21 protein-coding genes are annotated in these 18,259 nt (G+C 41.0%); 9 read left to right on the forward strand and 12 right to left on the reverse strand.

The window, feature by feature from the left end:
- Positions 1-26: 26 nt before the first annotated feature.
- From ftsB to L650_RS0120755, 3 genes are all read right to left on the reverse strand, one after another.
- Positions 27-314 (reverse strand): cell division protein FtsB, encoded by a 288-nt coding sequence (gene ftsB, locus L650_RS0120745; RefSeq protein WP_004586182.1) that lies wholly within the window; start codon positions 312-314, stop codon positions 27-29.
- Between the two features lie 30 nt (positions 315-344).
- Positions 345-974, reverse strand: coding sequence for a hypothetical protein (locus L650_RS0120750; protein WP_029774265.1), 630 nt, complete (start codon positions 972-974; stop codon positions 345-347).
- A 75-nt stretch (positions 975-1,049) separates the two neighbouring features.
- Complete coding sequence (locus L650_RS0120755; RefSeq protein ID WP_024033120.1) at positions 1,050-1,529, reverse strand: DUF2947 domain-containing protein; 480 nt, start codon at positions 1,527-1,529, stop codon at positions 1,050-1,052.
- A 60-nt stretch (positions 1,530-1,589) separates the two neighbouring features.
- Here L650_RS0120755 and L650_RS0120760 point away from each other — a divergent pair, with 60 nt between their 5' ends.
- The 4 genes from L650_RS0120760 to L650_RS0120775 are packed head-to-tail and all read left to right on the forward strand — an operon-like array spanning position 1,590 to position 4,343.
- A complete protein-coding gene (locus L650_RS0120760; RefSeq protein ID WP_029774266.1) occupies positions 1,590-1,829 on the forward strand; it encodes a DUF1653 domain-containing protein in 240 nt (79 codons plus the stop codon).
- Between the two features lie 52 nt (positions 1,830-1,881).
- On the forward strand, positions 1,882-2,730 hold the full coding sequence (locus L650_RS0120765; RefSeq protein ID WP_004586178.1) for an AAA family ATPase: 849 nt from the start codon (positions 1,882-1,884) through the stop codon (positions 2,728-2,730).
- 1 nt (position 2,731) lies between these two features.
- Complete coding sequence (locus tag L650_RS0120770; protein ID WP_029774267.1) at positions 2,732-3,919, forward strand: vWA domain-containing protein; 1,188 nt, start codon at positions 2,732-2,734, stop codon at positions 3,917-3,919.
- A gap of 1 nt (position 3,920) precedes the next feature.
- Positions 3,921-4,343: a hypothetical protein gene (locus tag L650_RS0120775; RefSeq protein ID WP_029774268.1), complete on the forward strand. Its 423-nt coding sequence runs from the start codon at positions 3,921-3,923 to the stop codon at positions 4,341-4,343.
- Between the two features lie 360 nt (positions 4,344-4,703).
- Here L650_RS0120775 and L650_RS0120780 read toward each other — a convergent pair whose 3' ends face one another.
- The 6 genes from L650_RS0120780 to tkt all read right to left on the reverse strand — a co-directional run bounded on the left by L650_RS0120780 (position 4,704) and on the right by tkt (position 10,143).
- Positions 4,704-5,120 carry a GNAT family N-acetyltransferase gene (locus L650_RS0120780; RefSeq protein WP_029774269.1) on the reverse strand — a complete coding sequence of 139 codons (417 nt, stop codon included), beginning with the start codon at positions 5,118-5,120 and terminating at the stop codon, positions 4,704-4,706.
- A 17-nt stretch (positions 5,121-5,137) separates the two neighbouring features.
- Positions 5,138-5,593 (reverse strand): GNAT family N-acetyltransferase, encoded by a 456-nt coding sequence (locus L650_RS0120785; RefSeq protein ID WP_029774270.1) that lies wholly within the window; start codon positions 5,591-5,593, stop codon positions 5,138-5,140.
- 74 nt (positions 5,594-5,667) lie between these two features.
- Positions 5,668-6,903, reverse strand: a complete 1,236-nt coding sequence (locus L650_RS0120790) for an NRAMP family divalent metal transporter (RefSeq protein WP_029774271.1) — start codon at positions 6,901-6,903, stop codon at positions 5,668-5,670.
- Between the two features lie 142 nt (positions 6,904-7,045).
- Positions 7,046-7,402 carry a ribosome hibernation-promoting factor, HPF/YfiA family gene (gene hpf, locus L650_RS0120795; RefSeq protein ID WP_024033129.1) on the reverse strand — a complete coding sequence of 119 codons (357 nt, stop codon included), beginning with the start codon at positions 7,400-7,402 and terminating at the stop codon, positions 7,046-7,048.
- Positions 7,403-7,580: 178 nt separating this feature from the next.
- Positions 7,581-7,895 carry a pyrimidine/purine nucleoside phosphorylase gene (locus tag L650_RS0120800; protein ID WP_029774272.1) on the reverse strand — a complete coding sequence of 105 codons (315 nt, stop codon included), beginning with the start codon at positions 7,893-7,895 and terminating at the stop codon, positions 7,581-7,583.
- A 256-nt stretch (positions 7,896-8,151) separates the two neighbouring features.
- Positions 8,152-10,143, reverse strand: coding sequence for a transketolase (gene tkt, locus L650_RS0120805; RefSeq protein ID WP_029774273.1), 1,992 nt, complete (start codon positions 10,141-10,143; stop codon positions 8,152-8,154).
- A 304-nt stretch (positions 10,144-10,447) separates the two neighbouring features.
- Between tkt and metK the strand changes: the two genes are divergently transcribed.
- The 5 genes from metK to serA all read left to right on the forward strand — a co-directional run bounded on the left by metK (position 10,448) and on the right by serA (position 14,996).
- Positions 10,448-11,599 carry a methionine adenosyltransferase gene (metK, locus tag L650_RS0120810; RefSeq protein ID WP_004586168.1) on the forward strand — a complete coding sequence of 384 codons (1,152 nt, stop codon included), beginning with the start codon at positions 10,448-10,450 and terminating at the stop codon, positions 11,597-11,599.
- A 308-nt stretch (positions 11,600-11,907) separates the two neighbouring features.
- Positions 11,908-12,450 (forward strand): hypothetical protein, encoded by a 543-nt coding sequence (locus L650_RS0120815; RefSeq protein WP_029774274.1) that lies wholly within the window; start codon positions 11,908-11,910, stop codon positions 12,448-12,450.
- A gap of 19 nt (positions 12,451-12,469) precedes the next feature.
- On the forward strand, positions 12,470-13,066 hold the full coding sequence (locus tag L650_RS0120820) for a 5-formyltetrahydrofolate cyclo-ligase (protein WP_029774275.1): 597 nt from the start codon (positions 12,470-12,472) through the stop codon (positions 13,064-13,066).
- Positions 13,067-13,103: 37 nt separating this feature from the next.
- Positions 13,104-13,757, forward strand: coding sequence for a ribose-5-phosphate isomerase RpiA (rpiA, locus tag L650_RS0120825; protein ID WP_029774276.1), 654 nt, complete (start codon positions 13,104-13,106; stop codon positions 13,755-13,757).
- Positions 13,758-13,766: 9 nt separating this feature from the next.
- Positions 13,767-14,996, forward strand: a complete 1,230-nt coding sequence (serA, locus tag L650_RS0120830; protein ID WP_004586164.1) for a phosphoglycerate dehydrogenase — start codon at positions 13,767-13,769, stop codon at positions 14,994-14,996.
- Between the two features lie 117 nt (positions 14,997-15,113).
- On the opposite strand, the gene L650_RS0120835 is transcribed toward serA, so the two are convergent.
- The 3 genes from L650_RS0120835 to L650_RS0120845 form a co-directional block, all read right to left on the reverse strand.
- Positions 15,114-15,965 carry a tetratricopeptide repeat protein gene (locus tag L650_RS0120835; protein WP_029774277.1) on the reverse strand — a complete coding sequence of 284 codons (852 nt, stop codon included), beginning with the start codon at positions 15,963-15,965 and terminating at the stop codon, positions 15,114-15,116.
- A gap of 192 nt (positions 15,966-16,157) precedes the next feature.
- Positions 16,158-17,090: a hypothetical protein gene (locus L650_RS0120840; protein ID WP_029774278.1), complete on the reverse strand. Its 933-nt coding sequence runs from the start codon at positions 17,088-17,090 to the stop codon at positions 16,158-16,160.
- 75 nt (positions 17,091-17,165) lie between these two features.
- Positions 17,166-18,259, reverse strand: a 1,094-nt coding sequence (locus L650_RS0120845) for an AAA family ATPase (RefSeq protein ID WP_029774279.1), incomplete at its 5' end; no start/stop codon positions are given.

An 18,259-nucleotide genomic window follows, 5' to 3' on the forward strand; every position in this document is an offset into this window, starting at 1 on the left:
CGGGTACAATGGCAGCTATTGAATTATTATTTTTCATGTTGTTTGCCCGGTAAAACACGTATAAATGTTTCATCCGGTTTAATCATTCCTAATTCGTTACGAGCGCGCTCTTCTATGCCTTCTTGGCCAAGCTTTAAATCTTCTATGTCGGCGGTGAGTACTTTATTGCGCTTAATTAGTTTTTCGTTAGTTTGTTGATGAGAAGCCACGGCTGCTTTTAAACGCGTATAGTCTTGCACACCGTTATGGCCAAACCAAAGTCGGTATTGTATAAACAGTGCTAAGCACAACAGGCCAAGCTGAAAAAACCGCATTTAACACTCCCTATTCGTTTTTAAATAAAATTAGGCTCGTGGGCGTTTTATATTACGCCAATTAATATTACCCGCTAATAGCATTTCTCTAAGTGAAAGCAACCTAGGTGCGCAGCGTTTTGAAAATTGCCACTGATGCCCGCAACACGCCGCTGTTAAACTCATTTTACTGGGTTTTACCAACTGCGCATTTGCTTGTTCTAGGCCCTTGCCAAAAAAATCAAACCAGCCTAGTTCATTACAGTGCAGTTTATTGTCGCTTACTTGATCTATGCTGTCTATTCTTAGCCTCACTTGGTCATGGCTATTTATTAACACCGGCACTATTAGCCCCACTTGGGCATATTTTTTATAAAAAAGTTCATTTGCCTGAGCGTTAACCTCTGGCGGTGTTGGCTTTTGTTTTTCAAGCCAAGAGCCATTTTGTGAGTCGAGCGTAAACGGCGAACTCCCATTGGCAACCAAAGTCGCCGCCCGTTCTATATAATACGGTAAGCTTTTTAATTGGCGGCGTAGTTTATCAGCATTAGGCTCAGCAACTAAGCGCTGTACCTCTCGCTGATAAAACGCATTGCACAATTGTGCATACAGCACTTTTTGCGCATCACTTTGCCATATTTCTTGCTGCTGAGCTGCAAGTAGCTGACTCTTCGCTACCAATAGTTATACTCAAAAAACAATTAGGTAGCTGTTTTATAGCACAATAGCGGCTATTTTTTAAGCGCACTAGGCAATTTAAGCGCTTGGCTTTTCACCTAATTTAGCAATGCCGCTTTCTAAAAATTGCACCACGGTATTACGCTTTTTACCAATTAATAAACTGCCATCAGCTAAAAACATAAAGTTTTGCCAATTACGTTTAAATACATCAAAGGTGGTTTCTATAACGTTATCGCGTGCCATACAAAAATATACGGTGGTATTAGCCTGCCAATCTAAATGATCCAAAATGGCTTGTGGTAAGCTTTCGTCGCCATTTTCCCACGCATCTTCCCAATTTACTTCATCGCTAAAGCTTTCTTCTTTACCGCACCAATCAGTTTTATCAAAAAAATCGGGGTGGTCGAACTCGCGGCTCACCATAGTGCTCCAAAGCACCGCAGCACGTTCGCTGGTCATTGGCTTAATACGCGCAGCGTCTTCTTCAGATACAGGGAGGTCTTTATGACGAAAAACCCAGGCTTTTTTGTGATCATCGAGCGAAATATAATTCATAGTGTTGGTGTATTCTTTGGCATAATAAAAAGCAAACGCAATTATACAAGAGATCAAAACATGACTACAGCAATAAAACCGCTTTCCCTCAAACCAGGCATATATCAACACTACAAAGGCCCACAATACAAAGTATTTTACGTAGCAACACACAGTGAAACCGATGAGCAACTAGTTATATACCAAGCCCTGTATGGCGAGTACGGCATGTGGGCACGCCCACTAAGTATGTTTTTAGAAACCGTTGAAAAAGATGGACACACTATTCCACGCTTTGCCTACCTTGGAGCTGCAGATTAACTATGGCATTATAATCACATACAACACTGATCAGACCAGGTAAGGGGAACCCGTGCAATTTAATTCTACCGACAACTACATCGCTAGCAGCTCGCTTAAACAGGCTGTAAATGCCGCTATTATGCTTGAAAAGCCCTTATTAATTAAAGGTGAGCCAGGTACAGGTAAAACCATGCTGGCTGAAGAGCTTGCTAAAAGCTTAGATACCGAGCTTATTCAGTGGCACATTAAATCAACCACTAAAGCACAACAGGGCTTGTACGAATACGACGCGGTATCGCGCCTACGCGACAGCCAATTAGGCGATGAGCGCGTACATAACATTGGCAACTACATTGTTAAAGGTAAGCTGTGGCAAGCGTTTAACTACGCTGAACTTAACGGCAAACGCCCAGTGCTTTTAATCGACGAAATAGACAAAGCCGACATCGAGTTCCCGAACGACTTACTGCTCGAACTTGATAAAATGGAGTTTCATGTTTACGAAACTAACGAGCGCATTGTAGCGAAAGAACGCCCTATTGTGATCATCACTTCCAATAATGAAAAAGAATTACCGGACGCATTTTTACGCCGCTGCTTTTTTCACTATATTGATTTTCCAAGCAGCGAAGAAATGCAGCAAATCGTTGATGTGCACTACCCTAACGTTAAACAAGATTTAGTTCGCCAAGCACTCGAAGTATTTTTTAACTTACGTGAAGCCAACGGTCTTAAAAAGAAACCTTCCACCAGCGAACTGCTGGATTGGTTAAAGCTTTTAATGGCCGAAGATATAGACGCTAAAACACTGCACGATAAAGCCCAAAAAGGCGGCTTAATGCCGATGTTTGGCGCACTGCTTAAAAATGAGCAAGACATAAGCCTCATCGAAAAACTTGCGTTTATGAGCCGTCGCTAACATGCTAGTACAGTTTTTTTTCACGCTGCGCAAATACCGCTTACCGGTAAGCTTGCGCGAGCTACTCGATTTAATAAACGCCTTAAAAAAAGGCGTTATATTTGCCGATGTAGATGGCTTTTACCATTTAGCCCGCACCATAATGGTAAAAGACGAAACCCATTTTGACAGGTTCGACAAAGCCTTCAGCGACTATTTTAGCGGTATTGCCGACCTTGATTTGCTCGAAAGTTTAAAACAACAGCACAACTTACCTAAAGACTGGTTGCGCAAAGAGTTTGAAAAACACCTAAGCGATGAAGAAAAAGCCCAGCTAAAAGCCATGGGTGGGCTCGACGAGCTAATGAAAACCCTAAAAGAGCGTTTACAAGAGCAACAAAAACGCCACGCAGGCGGCAATAAATGGGTGGGCACTGGTGGTACATCACCTTTTGGTGCATACGGCTATAACCCAGAAGGCGTGCGTATAGGGCAAGAGGGTAACCGTAATCGCCAAGCGGTAAAAGTGTGGGATAAGCGCGAATACCGCAATTTAGACTCTGATCGCGAAATTGGCTCTCGTACTATTAAACTCGCCCTTAAAAAATTACGTAAATTTGCCCGCACAGGCGCAAGTGACACCCTTGATTTAAACGAGACCATTCGCGCTACTGCCAAACAAGGCGGCATGCTGGATGTAAAAATGGCACCCGAGCGCCACAATGCGGTAAAAGTATTAATGCTGTTTGATATTGGCGGCTCAATGGATGACTACATTCATACTTGCGAAGAGCTATTTAGCGCCGCCCACAGCGAGTTTAAACATTTAGAGTTTTACTACTTTCATAACTGCTTATACGAGCACGTTTGGCAAGACAATGCGCGTCGCCATTCAAACATCATCGACACCATGACGCTGATTAATAAATTTACCAGCGACTACAAGGTCATATTTGTAGGTGATGCCACTATGGGCCCATACGAAATAGCGTACCCCAGCGGCTCAGTAGAGCACTACAATGAAGAGCCCGGCAGTGCATGGTTACAACGAGTCACAAACCACTTTGATAAAGTCGCCTGGCTCAACCCACAACCGGTTGAACACTGGCCGTACTATCAATCAATTGGCTTTATAAAAGAGTTAATGAACAATCGCATGTATGCGCTGAGCTTGGATGGAATAAGTAGAGCGATAAAAGAGCTGAGTTAAAATGAATAATAGGAATATATTAAAATTAGTTTTGTTTGCATCACTTATTATCAATATGGTTTTTATTACTATCTTTATAAGTGACTCTAAAAAGGATGAAAGCATTTATTTATTAGCAAGCAATGTTGAAGCTAAATGCTTGAATGACTGGAAATCACAAGACTCTAGGGTGCCTTTTATTACCTCTCATCAAATTTTAGGGCCAGATCCTTTTACTGAATATAACCTTTTAGAGCTGGGAGGTTATGATCAGTCAACATCTTTCACATACGAATTCTCAGCATGTTTTAAAGATAAGTTTTCTACAGTAAGAACAATTTCAGAGATGAAATATGCTATTGATTTCATGGGTAAACAATCAAAAAATGTTGGATTTTATAAATTACCAAATTCTGATGAAATTATTGTTTACTCAAATGAGTAGCAATTAGGCTAGATTGGCTAAACTCACAACTCGTTGAGCATTCGCCGCACTATCAATCAACTGATTTTATAAAACAGTTGATTGATAACCGCATGTAACCACAGAGTTTAGCTGGGATAAGTAAAGCGATTAAAGAGCTGAGTTAGAATGTTAATTTACGAAGGCTCAGAACTAGCAGCGGAGCTTCAGGCGTGAACCTATAACGTTGTTGGGTGGCGCCTTTGGCTTAACCAACCTACCTTTGACGTAGGTCGGATAAGTGGCGAAGCCACACCATCCGACAATAATGATGAATTTACCAGAAACAACCCGACTTACCGCGTTAATGTAAAATATAAAAAAATTCAGCAATATTTATTATTACTTGCTAATAAACTTACACATTCCTAACCCTAAAACATCGCCGTCACGCTTTACATAACCATATTGTGTATAAAAGCTTTCTTTACCGTGAGCACTTAATAAAGCGATTGTAGCGCCATTAGGGCTGGTGCTGCTTAGGTAGTTTTCAATGTGGGTCATAACTAAATGACCAATGCCTTGTTTTTGATAGCTTGGCGCAACAATTATATCTTGAATATAAAAATACATTGCGCCATCACCAACCACTCTGCCAGTGCCTATTAACTTATCCGTGTCGTATACAATGACCCAAAACAATGAATTTTCGATGCTTGCTTTTAATGTTTTATCGTCAGGGTTTTGCCACTTTACTTGTGTACGTAAATTAGCAAATTCATCCTGTGCTGGAGCTTTCAGTTCAACGCTATAAACCATAATATCCCCTACTCACTTTAAAGCACTTTACTCATAAACAAGCTATACGGATCTAGCTGATAATCACCGAACGGCTCGCACTCTTTAAAACCAAATTGAGTGTAAAGCTTTTGCGCAGGTAAAAATGCTTTTGCTGTTCCAGTTTCTAGGCTTAACTTTTTATACCCTTGCAGTGTTGCTTGCTCAATAATATGGGTGAGTAACTTAGCGGCTATGCCTTGGCGTAAATAGTTGCTAGAGGTGCGCATGGATTTAATTTCGCCATGCGTGGCATTGAGCGCTTTTAATGCGCCAACACCCGCTAAATTATTATCAATCCATAAGCTATAAAAAGTTATATTGGGCTGAGTGATTTTAGTTACATCAAGTGCATGTACGCTTTCAACAGGTGAGTGTTTTAGCATATCGTTATGATGCGCTTGTAGAAACTTTATAATGTGTGGGTTTGAAAGCGCGTCTGTTCTAATATCCATTTACACCCCATTTAACCCTTGAATTTAATTCTTTAGGGCTTTAATTAAAGCCCTAAAGTAAATAGCTATTTTTATTAAGCTGCTAGCTTCCACACCACAAACGCAACAGCAAAACCAACCAAGTACATTAAGCCTAACCACGTTAAGCTGCGCAATAGTACGCTGTGTTTAATGGCGGGCTCTGAGCGCACTAGGCTAAAGTTAAGCCATGCAAAAACGGGGGTAGTGACAAAAGCAAGTGTCATAGCAAAGGTAAGCATTGGGCCAAGGGCCGATTTAAAAAATAAAATAACGGCCATACCGGCAAAGGCCTGCAGTACTAACCAAATATTTAAACTGTGTTTAGATTGCTTAAAGCCAAGTAGTTTATGTGACTCGTTAAGTGTACGTGCGTAGCCATCAAGCACGGTGAGTGTAGTACCAAACATACATAAAAAAGCAATGGCTGATACAAGTGGCCTTGCCCACTCGCCAATAGTCAGTGCATACATATCAATAAGCTGTTTAGCAAAGGCAACACCGCCAAGCTCAATACTGCTGCTTTGCCCATATTGCACCAGCACACCTAAGCTAAAAAATACCAATGCTAAACAGGCTGTTAGCCAATAGCCTACGTTAAAATCGAATAAACCTTGGCTTTTAGTAACCGTTTGCTGAGTTTGTTTTTCTTTAAGCCACAGCGAACTAAGGGCTGATATTTCTATGGGTGCCGGCATCCAGCCCATTAACGCGACCATAAAGCTCAGCATAGCCAACTCGTAAGGTGATGGGCCAATATAGTCAGCTGGTGCCATTGGGCCATTACTAAACGCGATAACCAGTGCAATAACAGTAGCAAGCGTTAATAGCCCCATAATGCCTTTAGCAACGCTGTCGAGCGCTTTAAAGTGCCCAAGTAATAAAATAGCTAAACACACACCGAGCAATATCCAACACAGTAGCGTGACTTCTATCACTATTGGCAGTGCATAATGAAGCAAGCTTGCAGTCAGTAATAGCACCCCTGCGGTATTAACTATGGCGGCAAGTATATTTAAGCCAATAAAACTATAAAAATAGACAGGGCCTTTATTTTTATAGCCTTCTACTAAACTGTTTTTGGTTGCTAGGGTGTATTCCATACCAAAGCGAAAAAACGGGTACTTTAATACGTTAACAACGAGAATTAGCCAAAACAGTTGCCAGCCAAATAGCGCGCCAGCTTGAGTAGATGCAACTAAGTGAGAGCCGCCAATTGCTGCGGTTGCCATTAAGATACCAGGGCCTAGTGCGCCCAATCGAGATTTCCAAGAGGTGTGTGTTTGCTGCATTAATTTCTCAAATTATGTGTGTTATTCGCTCTGGTTATTAATTTTAATAATTAATAACACCGAAGGCTGCATAACTTACCTAAATTAAAGGCAATAAAAAAGAGCCGTAAGGCTCTTTTTTATAGTACTTTGGGACTAAATCTTATTTTAGTTCCATCTCTTGGATGATTTCGTGCGCTATTTCTGGCGTTGTGCTTACAGGCTTTTCGTGTAAATTTGCTTTTATTTGCCCTTTTCGATGTTTTAGTGCTGCATCGAGTTTTTTAGCTGCGCTTGCAATCGCCGGGTACATAACTTCGTTTTCCCCTTTTACCGATATACGCGCACCTTCGTAATTTGTGCTAATTTCTGCTTGGATTTTGTGATGCTCTTTAGACAATATAATGTCGAGTGCGATAAGTGATGGAAAGTGGCTCTCGATTTTTGAAAACTTTTCGTTGATATGCTCTCTAATAGAGTTAGTAACGTCTACATGGTGACCAGAAAGATTAATTTTCATAGGGTATCCTTTTATTTGTTACCTCATAAATAGTATTGGGGGCTATTTAGATTAACACAAGGAAAAAGCACTGATTTTTGAAATTAATTTGTTACTTAAACTGATTTAAATTATAAGTTGTGCAAAGTTTATGCAAAGCCCATAAAGTATGGGCTTTCAGACGTCTAGCCTTTAGCGTTTAGTCTCTGTACGAACAGCAATAGTCAGCAAAATCACTCACTTTTACTTTAAAGCTCACATTGGCATCAACGTTAAATGATTCGCCTGCGATAAATGTTTTCCACTGCGTTTCGCCCGGTAATAAAATGTCCCACTGGCCGCCTAATAGCTCCATGAGTTCTTTTTTACTGGTATCAAATACAAATTCACCTGGTTGCATAAAACCTAGCGTTTTGGTTGTGCCATCGTTAAATACCACGGTACGGCTTGATACTTTACCGTCAAAATACACGTTCGCTTTTTTAATTACGCTTACATTTTCAAACTGAGACATCCTCACTCCTGTTGTATTATTTTATTTAATCGGCCACCACCTTGCCTGATAGGTCATAGCCTTGCAAGAAAAGCGCTGTGAAAATTACTCATCTGAAATTCAAGCTCAAAAGGCTTTAAGCTAAAAAAGTACTACGTATTTCAAGCAGTGTGATGCAGTAGCTTAAGGCTACTACGCCACTTTATAACTCAGTTAGCAAACAAAAAAGCCCGCCCTGTTTTACACAGGGCGGGCTTTAAAATATTAAAGCTAACGGTTAAAACAACGCGTTTGCTTTATTTACAATGTTCTCTACTGTAAAGCCAAAGTACTCAAACAGCTCACCAGCAGGTGCCGACTCACCAAAGGTGGTCATACCTACTACTGCGCCATTTAGGCCCACGTACTTGTACCAGTAATCAGCAATACCTGCTTCTACTGCTACGCGGCGTGTAACGGCTGCCGGTAGTACGCTTTCTTTGTACTGTGCGCTTTGCTCTTCAAATACATCAGTACATGGCATAGATACAACACGTACCTTTTTACCTTGACTGCGTAGCTCTGTTGCAGAGTCTTGTGCTAGTTGTACCTCAGAACCTGTTGCAATAATAATTAGCTCTGGCTCGCCGTCACAGCTAAGGATGTAACCGCCCTTTTTAACATCTGCTAATTGCTGTGCGTCACGCGCTTGTTGCTCAAGACCTTGGCGAGTAAAGATAAGTGATGTAGGACCATCTTTACGCTCAATAGCTTGTTGCCATGCAATTGCCGACTCAACTTGGTCACATGGGCGCCAGTTGTATAAGTTAGGCGTTAAACGCATGCTAGCAATTTGCTCTACCGGTTGGTGAGTTGGACCATCTTCACCTAGGCCGATTGAATCGTGCGTGTATACAAAAATGCTTGGTTGCTTCATTAGCGCAGCCATACGTACCGCATTTTTTGCGTATTCAACAAACATTAAGAACGTTGCACCGTAAGGAATAAAACCTTTATGAAGCGCAATACCATTCATAATTGCCGACATACCAAACTCACGTACACCGTAGTAAACGTAGTTACCGCTTGCATCATCTGCAGTTAGCCCTTTAGAGCCATCCCAAATTGTTAAGTTTGATCCAGCTAAATCGGCTGAGCCACCCATGAATTCTGGTAATAACGGGCCAAATGCATTTAATGCATTTTGCGACGCTTTACGAGATGCAGGATTTGCAGGGTTTGCTTGTAGTTGCTCTATGTACGCTTGAGATTTTTCAGCCCAATCGCCTGGGAGTTCGTTGTTAATACGGCGCTTATATTCAGCTGCAAGCTCTGGGTATGCCTTTGCATATGCCGCAAATTTTTCGTCCCAGCTAGATTCAAGCTGTTGACCTTTTTCTTTGCTATCCCACTGTGCGTAAATATCATCAGGGATTTCAAATGCACCGCCAGACCAGCCTAAAAATTCGCGAGATGCTGTAATTTCGTCATCACCTAATGGCGCGCCGTGACAATCGTGGCTACCAGATTTATTAGGTGAACCGTAACCAATCACTGTTTTACAACAAATTAGTGATGGTTTGTCAGTAACACTTTGAGCCTCTGCTATTGCAGCACTAACAGCATCGCTGTCGTGGCCATCAACGTCACTTATTACATGCCAGCCGTACGCTTTAAAGCGTGCTGGTGTATCGTCGCTAAACCAACCTTCTACTTCACCATCGATTGAAATACCGTTGTCATCCCAAAAAGCCACTAACTTGCCAAGGCCTAATGTGCCAGCAAGTGAACATGCTTCATGAGAAATACCTTCCATTAAACAACCATCACCCATAAATGCATACGTGTAGTGATCAACAATGTCGTGGCCTTCACGGTTAAATTGTGCAGCAAGCGCTTTTTCAGCAATCGCCATACCTACCGCGTTTGTGATCCCCTGACCTAGTGGGCCCGTAGTAGTTTCAATTCCTGGTGCATAACCGTACTCAGGATGGCCTGGCGTTTTAGAATGCATTTGACGGAAGTTTTTAATTTCATCAAGTGGTAAGTCGTAACCAGTTAGGTGCAATAGAGAATAGATAAGCATTGAACCGTGGCCATTTGAAAGAATAAATCTGTCACGGTCAGCCCACTCTGGATTAGTTGGATTATGCTTTAGATAATCGCGCCATAATACTTCTGCGATATCGGCCATGCCCATTGGGGCTCCAGGGTGGCCAGATTTGGCCTTTTGTACTGCGTCCATTGACAAGACGCGAATAGCATTTGCAAGTTCTTTGCGAGATGGCATGAATTCTCCTACCTTTATGTGTATTTGCGCGGGTACTTATGTGTTCGTTAATACCCTTAAGTAACTTAAGAGCTGTTATAGCAACCATTCTTACTTAATGTGGGTGCAGTGTGCAATTAAAAACCCCATAAAAATGGGCTATTATGAATATTTTTTAAGACCAAAAAGTTATTACTCATTTTATTTAGACGTCTAGGCGTAAAAACACTATGCAAGGTGTTTTGTTTTAGATAAAATACGCCCCTTAATTTTTTAGCGCTAATACCGACGTTTGTGAAGCGCAATATTTGTGAGCAGAAATACAATGGCAAAACATTTATTTACTTCTGAATCTGTTTCTGAAGGTCATCCGGATAAAATCGCCGATCAAATCTCTGATGCGGTACTTGATGCTATCCTAGAGCAAGACTCTCATGCCCGTGTTGCGTGCGAAACTTACGTAAAAACCGGTATGGTTATGGTTGGTGGTGAAATTACCACTAGCGCATGGGTTGATATTGAAGAAATTACACGTAAAACAGTACGTGAAATTGGCTACACGCATTCAGACATGGGTTTCGATGCAGACTCGTGTGCAATTTTAAACACTATTGGTAAGCAGTCTCCTGATATTAACCAAGGTGTTGACCGTACTAGCCCAGAAGAACAAGGTGCTGGCGACCAAGGCTTAATGTTTGGTTATGCATGTAACGAAACAGAAGTACTAATGCCTGCGCCAATTACTTACTCACATCGTTTAGTACAGCGCCAAGCGCAAGTACGTAAAAGCGGCGAGCTTAACTGGTTACGCCCAGATGCAAAATCTCAAGTAACTTTTGCATACGAAAACGGCAAGCCAGTAGGTATTGATGCAGTTGTACTTTCTACTCAGCACGCTGAAGAAATTTCGCAAAATGACTTAGTAGAAGCCGTGATGGAAACCATCATTAAGCCGGTACTTCCTGCAGAGCTTATTACAAGCGCGACTAAATTTTTCATTAACCCAACGGGTCGTTTTGTAATTGGCGGACCAATGGGCGATTGTGGTTTAACAGGTCGTAAAATTATCGTAGATACATACGGTGGTATGGCACGTCACGGTGGTGGTGCTTTCTCAGGCAAAGATCCATCAAAAGTTGACCGCTCAGCTGCATACGCTGCACGTTACGTAGCTAAAAACGTAGTGGCTGCAGGCCTTGCTGATAAGTGTGAGCTACAAGTATCTTACGCAATTGGTGTAGCAGAGCCTACCTCTATCAGCGTTGAAACCTTTGGTACAAGCAAGCTTGAAGAAGGTCGTTTAATTGAGCTTATTCGTGAGCACTTTGACCTACGCCCTTACGGCTTAATTCAAATGCTTGATTTAGAGCGCCCAATTTACCAACCAACAGCGGCATACGGTCACTTTGGTCGTGACGAATTCCCATGGGAACGTACAGATAAAGCAGACGCACTTCGCGCAGCTGCTGGCCTTTAAGCCAAAATGCATTAAATAATAAACGGCCCTTTTAAGGGCCGTTTTTATATCTAAAGCAAAGGCTAATTATACTATTTATATCAATTGCATTAATTTAGTTGTTTATCGTAGCACCCAATAAATAGTGCAATAACAAAGGAATTTACGGCGTACAGTTATTTTATATAAATAATTTTAACGCAGTCAATGCGCTATTTAATACGCTAAACTAATCGTGTTTTGAATTAAATTGGTATTAGCTAGCCCTCGAATTTCGTACGGTTTTAGGTATATACTCTTTGCATAATAAAAGCTTAAGGGATAAGTAAATGGCCAATAATTTTCGCGTTATGTTTGTAGGACTCGCCGAGGGCACTGAGGCTAAAACGGCCTGCGTAAATTTAGCAAGTAAGCTAAAAACGTCTGAAGATAAAGTAACTCAGTTTTTTAATGGCAAAGCACTCTTTGCACCTAGCAATAAAGACAAAGCCTTAAAGCAAGCCAAATTACTGGCAAGCCTAGGCATTAAAAGTAAGTTACAAGCCACAGGTGAGCTGCCCACTCAAAGCCCTAGCGCAGCTAGTCAGCGTGATGAACGGATTTTTGATGCCCTTGATTACATAACGAGCAGCCTGATCCGCCTAGAAGAAAAACTAGAAGAGCTAGAACAAAGACTTCCAACCAATGAGCTAAAAAGCCCTACAGACGAAAGCGATGAGTGGCAAGAAGATGATCTTATGCTTGACGAGCAGCTCGATGAACCCGTTAAAACGCGTAGCAATACTTTGTTATATTCACTGATTGCCACTGCCGTTTTACTACTTATTGTGCTTGCTGTTTACTTAGCTTTTCCTGATTTAGTGTCTATTTAATCAAAGGTGCGTAATTACAATGAGCAATAAACGTACACACATACGCCAATCTATTCGCCAATTACGCAATAATCTATCAAAAAAACAGCAAGAAAAAGCCGCGACACAGTTAAAGTTGAATTTTACTCAACAGCTAAATAGCGATAAAACAGTCTCAAAAAAACATATAGCCATTTACTTCAGTAACGATGGGGAGTTAGATACCTCATTGTTAATTAATGAGTTATGGAAACAAGGCCATACCCTTTACTTACCCGTTATACACCCATTTAATGGGGCTACTTTGCTGTTTCAACGCTATGAAAAAAACTCACCCATGAGGGCAAATCGCTATGGTATCTTGGAGCCTAAGCTGAACTGCTCTCAAATATGCCCATTAACTGATTTAGATTACTTACTGATGCCACTTGTAGCATTTGATAATCAAGGTAACAGATTAGGAATGGGGGGTGGATTTTACGATAAAACACTGGCGCAATTACACGCTTACAATTGGCAAAAACCGCAACTTATAGGCTTAGCACATAGCTGCCAAAAAGTAGATGCACTGCCAATTGAATCGTGGGATGTTCCACTTAAAACCATTATTACTCCCGATAAAATTTATCACTGGTAATAAACACCCACTACACATTTGAAATATGAGCATAACAATGACGCAAGACGAATTAAAAAAAGCAGCTGCGTGGGCTGCACTCGAGTTTGTAAAAGAAAACACCATTGTTGGTGTGGGGACAGGCTCTACCGTAAATCATTTTATTGATGCCCTAGGCACAGTAAAAGACACCATCACGGGTGCGGTATCAAGCTCTGAGGCTTCAACAGCGCGTTTACACGCGTTAGGTATTGAAGTGTTTGAGCTAAACGATGTAGATACTCTTGATGTATACGTAGACGGCGCAGATGAGATTAATGCCCAAAACGAAATGATCAAAGGCGGCGGCGCAGCACTTACCCGCGAAAAAATAGTCGCAGCCGTTGCAAAACAATTTGTTTGTATTGTTGATGACACAAAATTAGTAGAAACATTGGGTGATTTTCCGCTTCCGGTAGAAGTTATACCAATGGCACGCAGCTACGTAGCGCGTGAATTATTAAAACTTGGTGGCGACCCTGTGTACCGCCAAGGCGTAGTAACCGATAACGGTAACGTTATTTTAGATGTACACAATTTAAGTATTAGTAATGCCAAACAACTTGAAACACAAATTAATTCAATTGTTGGCGTAGTTACCAACGGCCTATTTGCGATGCGCGGCGCTGATAAAGTGATTATCGGCACTAAAAATGGGCCACAAATTAAATAGGATGAGGTTATGAGTAAGGTATCGTTAGCAAAAGACAAAATTAAAATTCTCTTGCTTGAAGGTGTTCACCAAAGCGCAGTAGAAACGCTTAAACGTAATGGTTACAGCAACATCGACTACGTAAAAACATCGCTACCTGAGGACGAACTTAAAGAGCGTATTAAAGATGTGCACTTTGTAGGGCTTCGTTCTCGTACTCATATTAACCAAGCAGTTTTAGACTCAGCTGAAAAGCTAGTAGCCATTGGTTGTTTTTGTATTGGTACTAACCAAGTTGACTTAAACTCAGCTCGCGAGCGCGGTATTGCAGTATTTAATGCACCGTTTTCAAACACTCGTTCAGTGGCTGAACTTGTACTTGGCGAAATACTATTACTATTACGTGGTATTCCAGAGCGTAATGCAGCAGCGCACCGTGGCGGCTGGTTAAAAACAGCAACCGGCTCGTTTGAAGCGCGTGGTAAAACGCTCGGGATTATTGGTTACGGCCACATAGGTACACAGCTTGGTATTATGGCTGAAAATATAGGTATGAACGTAGAGTATTACGACATTGAAGATAAGCTCTCTTTAGGTAATGCAACACAAATTCATAACCTAACACAGCTTTTACAGCGCGCTGATATTATTAGTTTACACGTACCAGAAACACCGCAAACTAAAAACCTAATTGGCACAGCAGAACTTGCCGTAATGAAGCAAGGATCAATACTAATTAACGCTTCACGCGGTACTGTAGTGGATATTGATGCACTTGCCGAAGCACTTAGCGAGAAAAAGCTAAGCGGCGCAGCTATTGATGTATTCCCTGTTGAGCCAAAATCTAACGAAGAAGAATTTGTATCGCCACTGCGTGAATTCGACAACGTTATTTTAACGCCGCACATTGGTGGCTCAACCCAAGAAGCGCAAGAAAACATTGGTATTGAAGTAGCCGGTAAATTAGCTAAATACTCAGATAATGGTTCAACTATTACAGCGGTTAACTTCCCTGAGGTTTCGCTACCAGAGCTTGCTAACCGTAGCCGCTTATTGCACGTACACCACAACCGCCCTGGCGTACTTACACAAATTAACCAAGCGTTTGCCCAGCACGGTATTAATATTGCCGCTCAGTACTTACAAACTGATGAATCAATTGGTTATGTAGTTATTGATGTAGATACCGATCAGTCAGAAGTTGCACTTAAAGAGCTAAGTGCAGTAGAAGGTACAATTAGAGCGCGTATTCTTCACTAAAAGATGAAGTGTAAAAAATAATTAAATAAACACCGTGTTTAAAATAAATACGGTGTTTTTATTTTAAAGCTAACTTAACTTTAGGCTCTCATTTCAACGCATTTACCTAGGTGCCCATTATAAACCTTGAGTAGCGCCTTGCTTAAACAGTTTCAAGTTTTCATAACCACTTATACTTTCACAGCTGATGCTATCCTCGCATTTACCTCCTTTAATACGACTCGATACGGCGGTTCGCATACTAGGCATATTTTTTATATTAGTGATAAAATTACCCATTGTTTGCTTTTCTCTAACAACGGTTATACGCTCAATATCTTTATTTTCAGGCTCTCTTGGTAAATCAATGCCTAAAGAGGCAAGCTTTAGTTTTGCCCTTGGGTCTTTTATAGCCGCCTTTTTATAATGCTTAATTGCTTTTTCTTTATTGGATTGACCTAAAATTGCTGATTCATACACTTTAGCTAGTAAAAAATTTGCCCTCACATAGCCCTTATTTGCTGCCAGTTCTAGCTTTTCTTTTGCTTCTAAAGCATCATCTTTTGTCGGGTTATTAGTTAGCATATATGCTGCAATATAATAATTTGCTTTTGGTAACTTTTTAGCGGCGTGTCGTAAGTTTGTAAAGCCAAGGCTTTTATTAACTTCACCACCTTGGCCTTCAATCATCATTATACCAAGTTTAAACTGGCTATTAGGCAGCCCCCAACGAGCGGCTTCATAAAAGTACCTTCTTGCTTTTTTTAAATCTTGCTCTACACCATAACCATTATAATAAAAAGTGCCCAACATCTCTTGAGCAAGTGGGATCTGTTGACGTGAGTATCGCTTTAGTTTTTTAAACTCTTCCTTACATTTTTCCGAAGAGCATGACTCCACCTTGATAATGTGCTCAAAATTAGTTTTAGCTGATAAGGCAGGCGAAAGCGATAAGATTATTACTTGGGTAAGAATTAAAAATAAGCGCATAATTAGGTCCATTTCCGTATGTATAACTAATACACTAGCCAAACAGAGACTAAAAAACAAGCAGTTCAACCAATGAAAAAGCATTTAAAAACAGATTATTATATTGCACAAAAAAGCGTGAGATATACCCACGCTCTAACAACTTCATTGTTTGCAGCCAACCATATAGGCAACTACAAAGCTAAAACGACTTTACTCGCCTTTAACTTCTAAATTAACAAATTTAACTAGCTCTTCTGGCTGGCCAGCTAACATCATTATTTGCTGGTTTACTTCCATCATGGTTTTACCTTCAGGCAATTTTGCCGATATGCTTAATGAGTTTAAACCTTTGGCAAAATCAGTCAGCGCCTGTGCTATTTCTTCAGTTACGGGAGCTTGCTGTAACTGTTGCTGTAGCGTCATTTGCATTTGCTCAAGCGTCATACCTTGTTTTTCAAGCTCGCTCACAAATAGCTCTTTTAATTTGCCTTGGTTATTAAGTACTAAATTAATATTACGTGGCTCAAGCTTGCTCATAGCTTGCATAACTAAGGTTTGCTGTTGTAACTCTTGCTCGTACGTAAGCGGCGTGTCACCTGCTTCTTGCTGTGCTTTGCTTATCGCAAGGGATGCGTCCATTAATGCTTTAGAATTAGCAAGGCCTACATCCATATTAAAACTAGCAATATCTTTTGCATCAAGCTTTAAAACTACGTCGCTGTCGCCAGATTGTTCATCGTAATCGAGCGATGAGCTTAAGTCGTAACTTGCAGAGGCAAGCATTTCGTTTGTATCTGCAGGTAGTTTTGCTACAAAGTCTTTATCGAACTGAAAGCTTTTTACTGTAAACGATGTATGTGGCGATATTTTATCGGTTTCGTAACCGGTTACTTCAATACTTTGAATATGCGCTACGTTATCACCTTCAGGGCTAATTACTTCCATGTTCGTAATTTCAACACTTTGAGAAATAACACTTGCCGATAAACCCGCGTATTTAAATGTTGCACCGGTTTGATCGCTCACTAAAGCAAGCTGCTTGTCTACTTCGGTACGTACTTCTTGAGTTGCTACATAGTTTGCGTAGCTAACACCGCCTACGCCAGCTGCAACAATGGCTATGGCTATTACGAGTTTTTTCATGCTATTTCCTTATTCTGATCTGTATATAAATTGTGTTTGCTCAAGAGTAACATTGCACAGCAGCCGCTGTAAGCGTTAATTAATTAAACTCAGTAACTCGTGCACGGTTTTTACTGGCGTAATTTTAGCCCCTAGTCCTTCCATCGATTTATGGTAATTACGAAACGGAATAAATATTTCAGTAAACCCATGCTGAGCCGCTTCTTTAACCCGTGGTACACCGCTGTCGATTGGGCGCACATCGCCGTTTAAACTAAGCTCACCCATAATGCAGGTTGTACGCGGTACAACAAACTCGTTTAAGCTGCTTAAAAGCGCGGTTACTAACGCTAAATCAATACAGGTTTCGGTTTCATCGATTCGTAAGCCGCCCACAATATTAAAAAACGTATCGTGAAATATTTTAGTTTTGGTGTGTTTGCGTAAAATACCAGTGAGCATTTTTATTCGGTTCATGTTTAAACCCACGCACACACGCTGCGGAAATTCGGCTTCGGTTTCGGTGGTTAAACATTGTATTTCGAGCAATAAGTTACGGTTACCTTTTCGGATACACGTAATAGTAGAGCCTGGTGATTCAGTACTTGATCCCGATAAAAAAATCTCGCTGGGGTTATCAACACTTAGCATGCCGCGTTCGCACATTTTAAAAATGCCTACGGTATCAATATCACCAAAACGGTTTTTGTTAGCTCTAAGCGTACGTACCTGTCCATCATTCGTGTCAATGTGCAATAAGGCATCCACTATATGCACTAATGTTTGCGGCCCTGCAATTTCGTTGTTTTTATTAACATGGGCAATAATAAACATAGTGACATCGTTTTGCTTACAATACTGAGTAAGCGCTTGCGCGGCACTTTTTACTTGCGAAGGCGAACCAGGGCTGCCATTTGCAGTGTCGGTTACAACAGCTTGAATAGAGTCGATAACAGCAAACTTAATTTTATTTTTATCAAGCTCTTCAATAATGGTTTCTACGCTAGTTTCAGAAAGTAAATAAAGCTCATCGGCGTTATAGTTAAGCTTTAAGCGGTTTACACGGTTTTTAAACTGCGACAACGACTCCTCAGCAGTGCAGTAAAGTGATGGCATACGCTGCGACATTCTGGCTACTAAATCAGATAACAGCGTTGTTTTACCTGCCCCTGGGTCGCCCGATATAATAT

This window comes from Pseudoalteromonas sp. TB51 (assembly GCF_000498055.1).
In the GTDB taxonomy this organism is placed as follows: Bacteria; Pseudomonadota; Gammaproteobacteria; order Enterobacterales; family Alteromonadaceae; genus Pseudoalteromonas; species Pseudoalteromonas atlantica.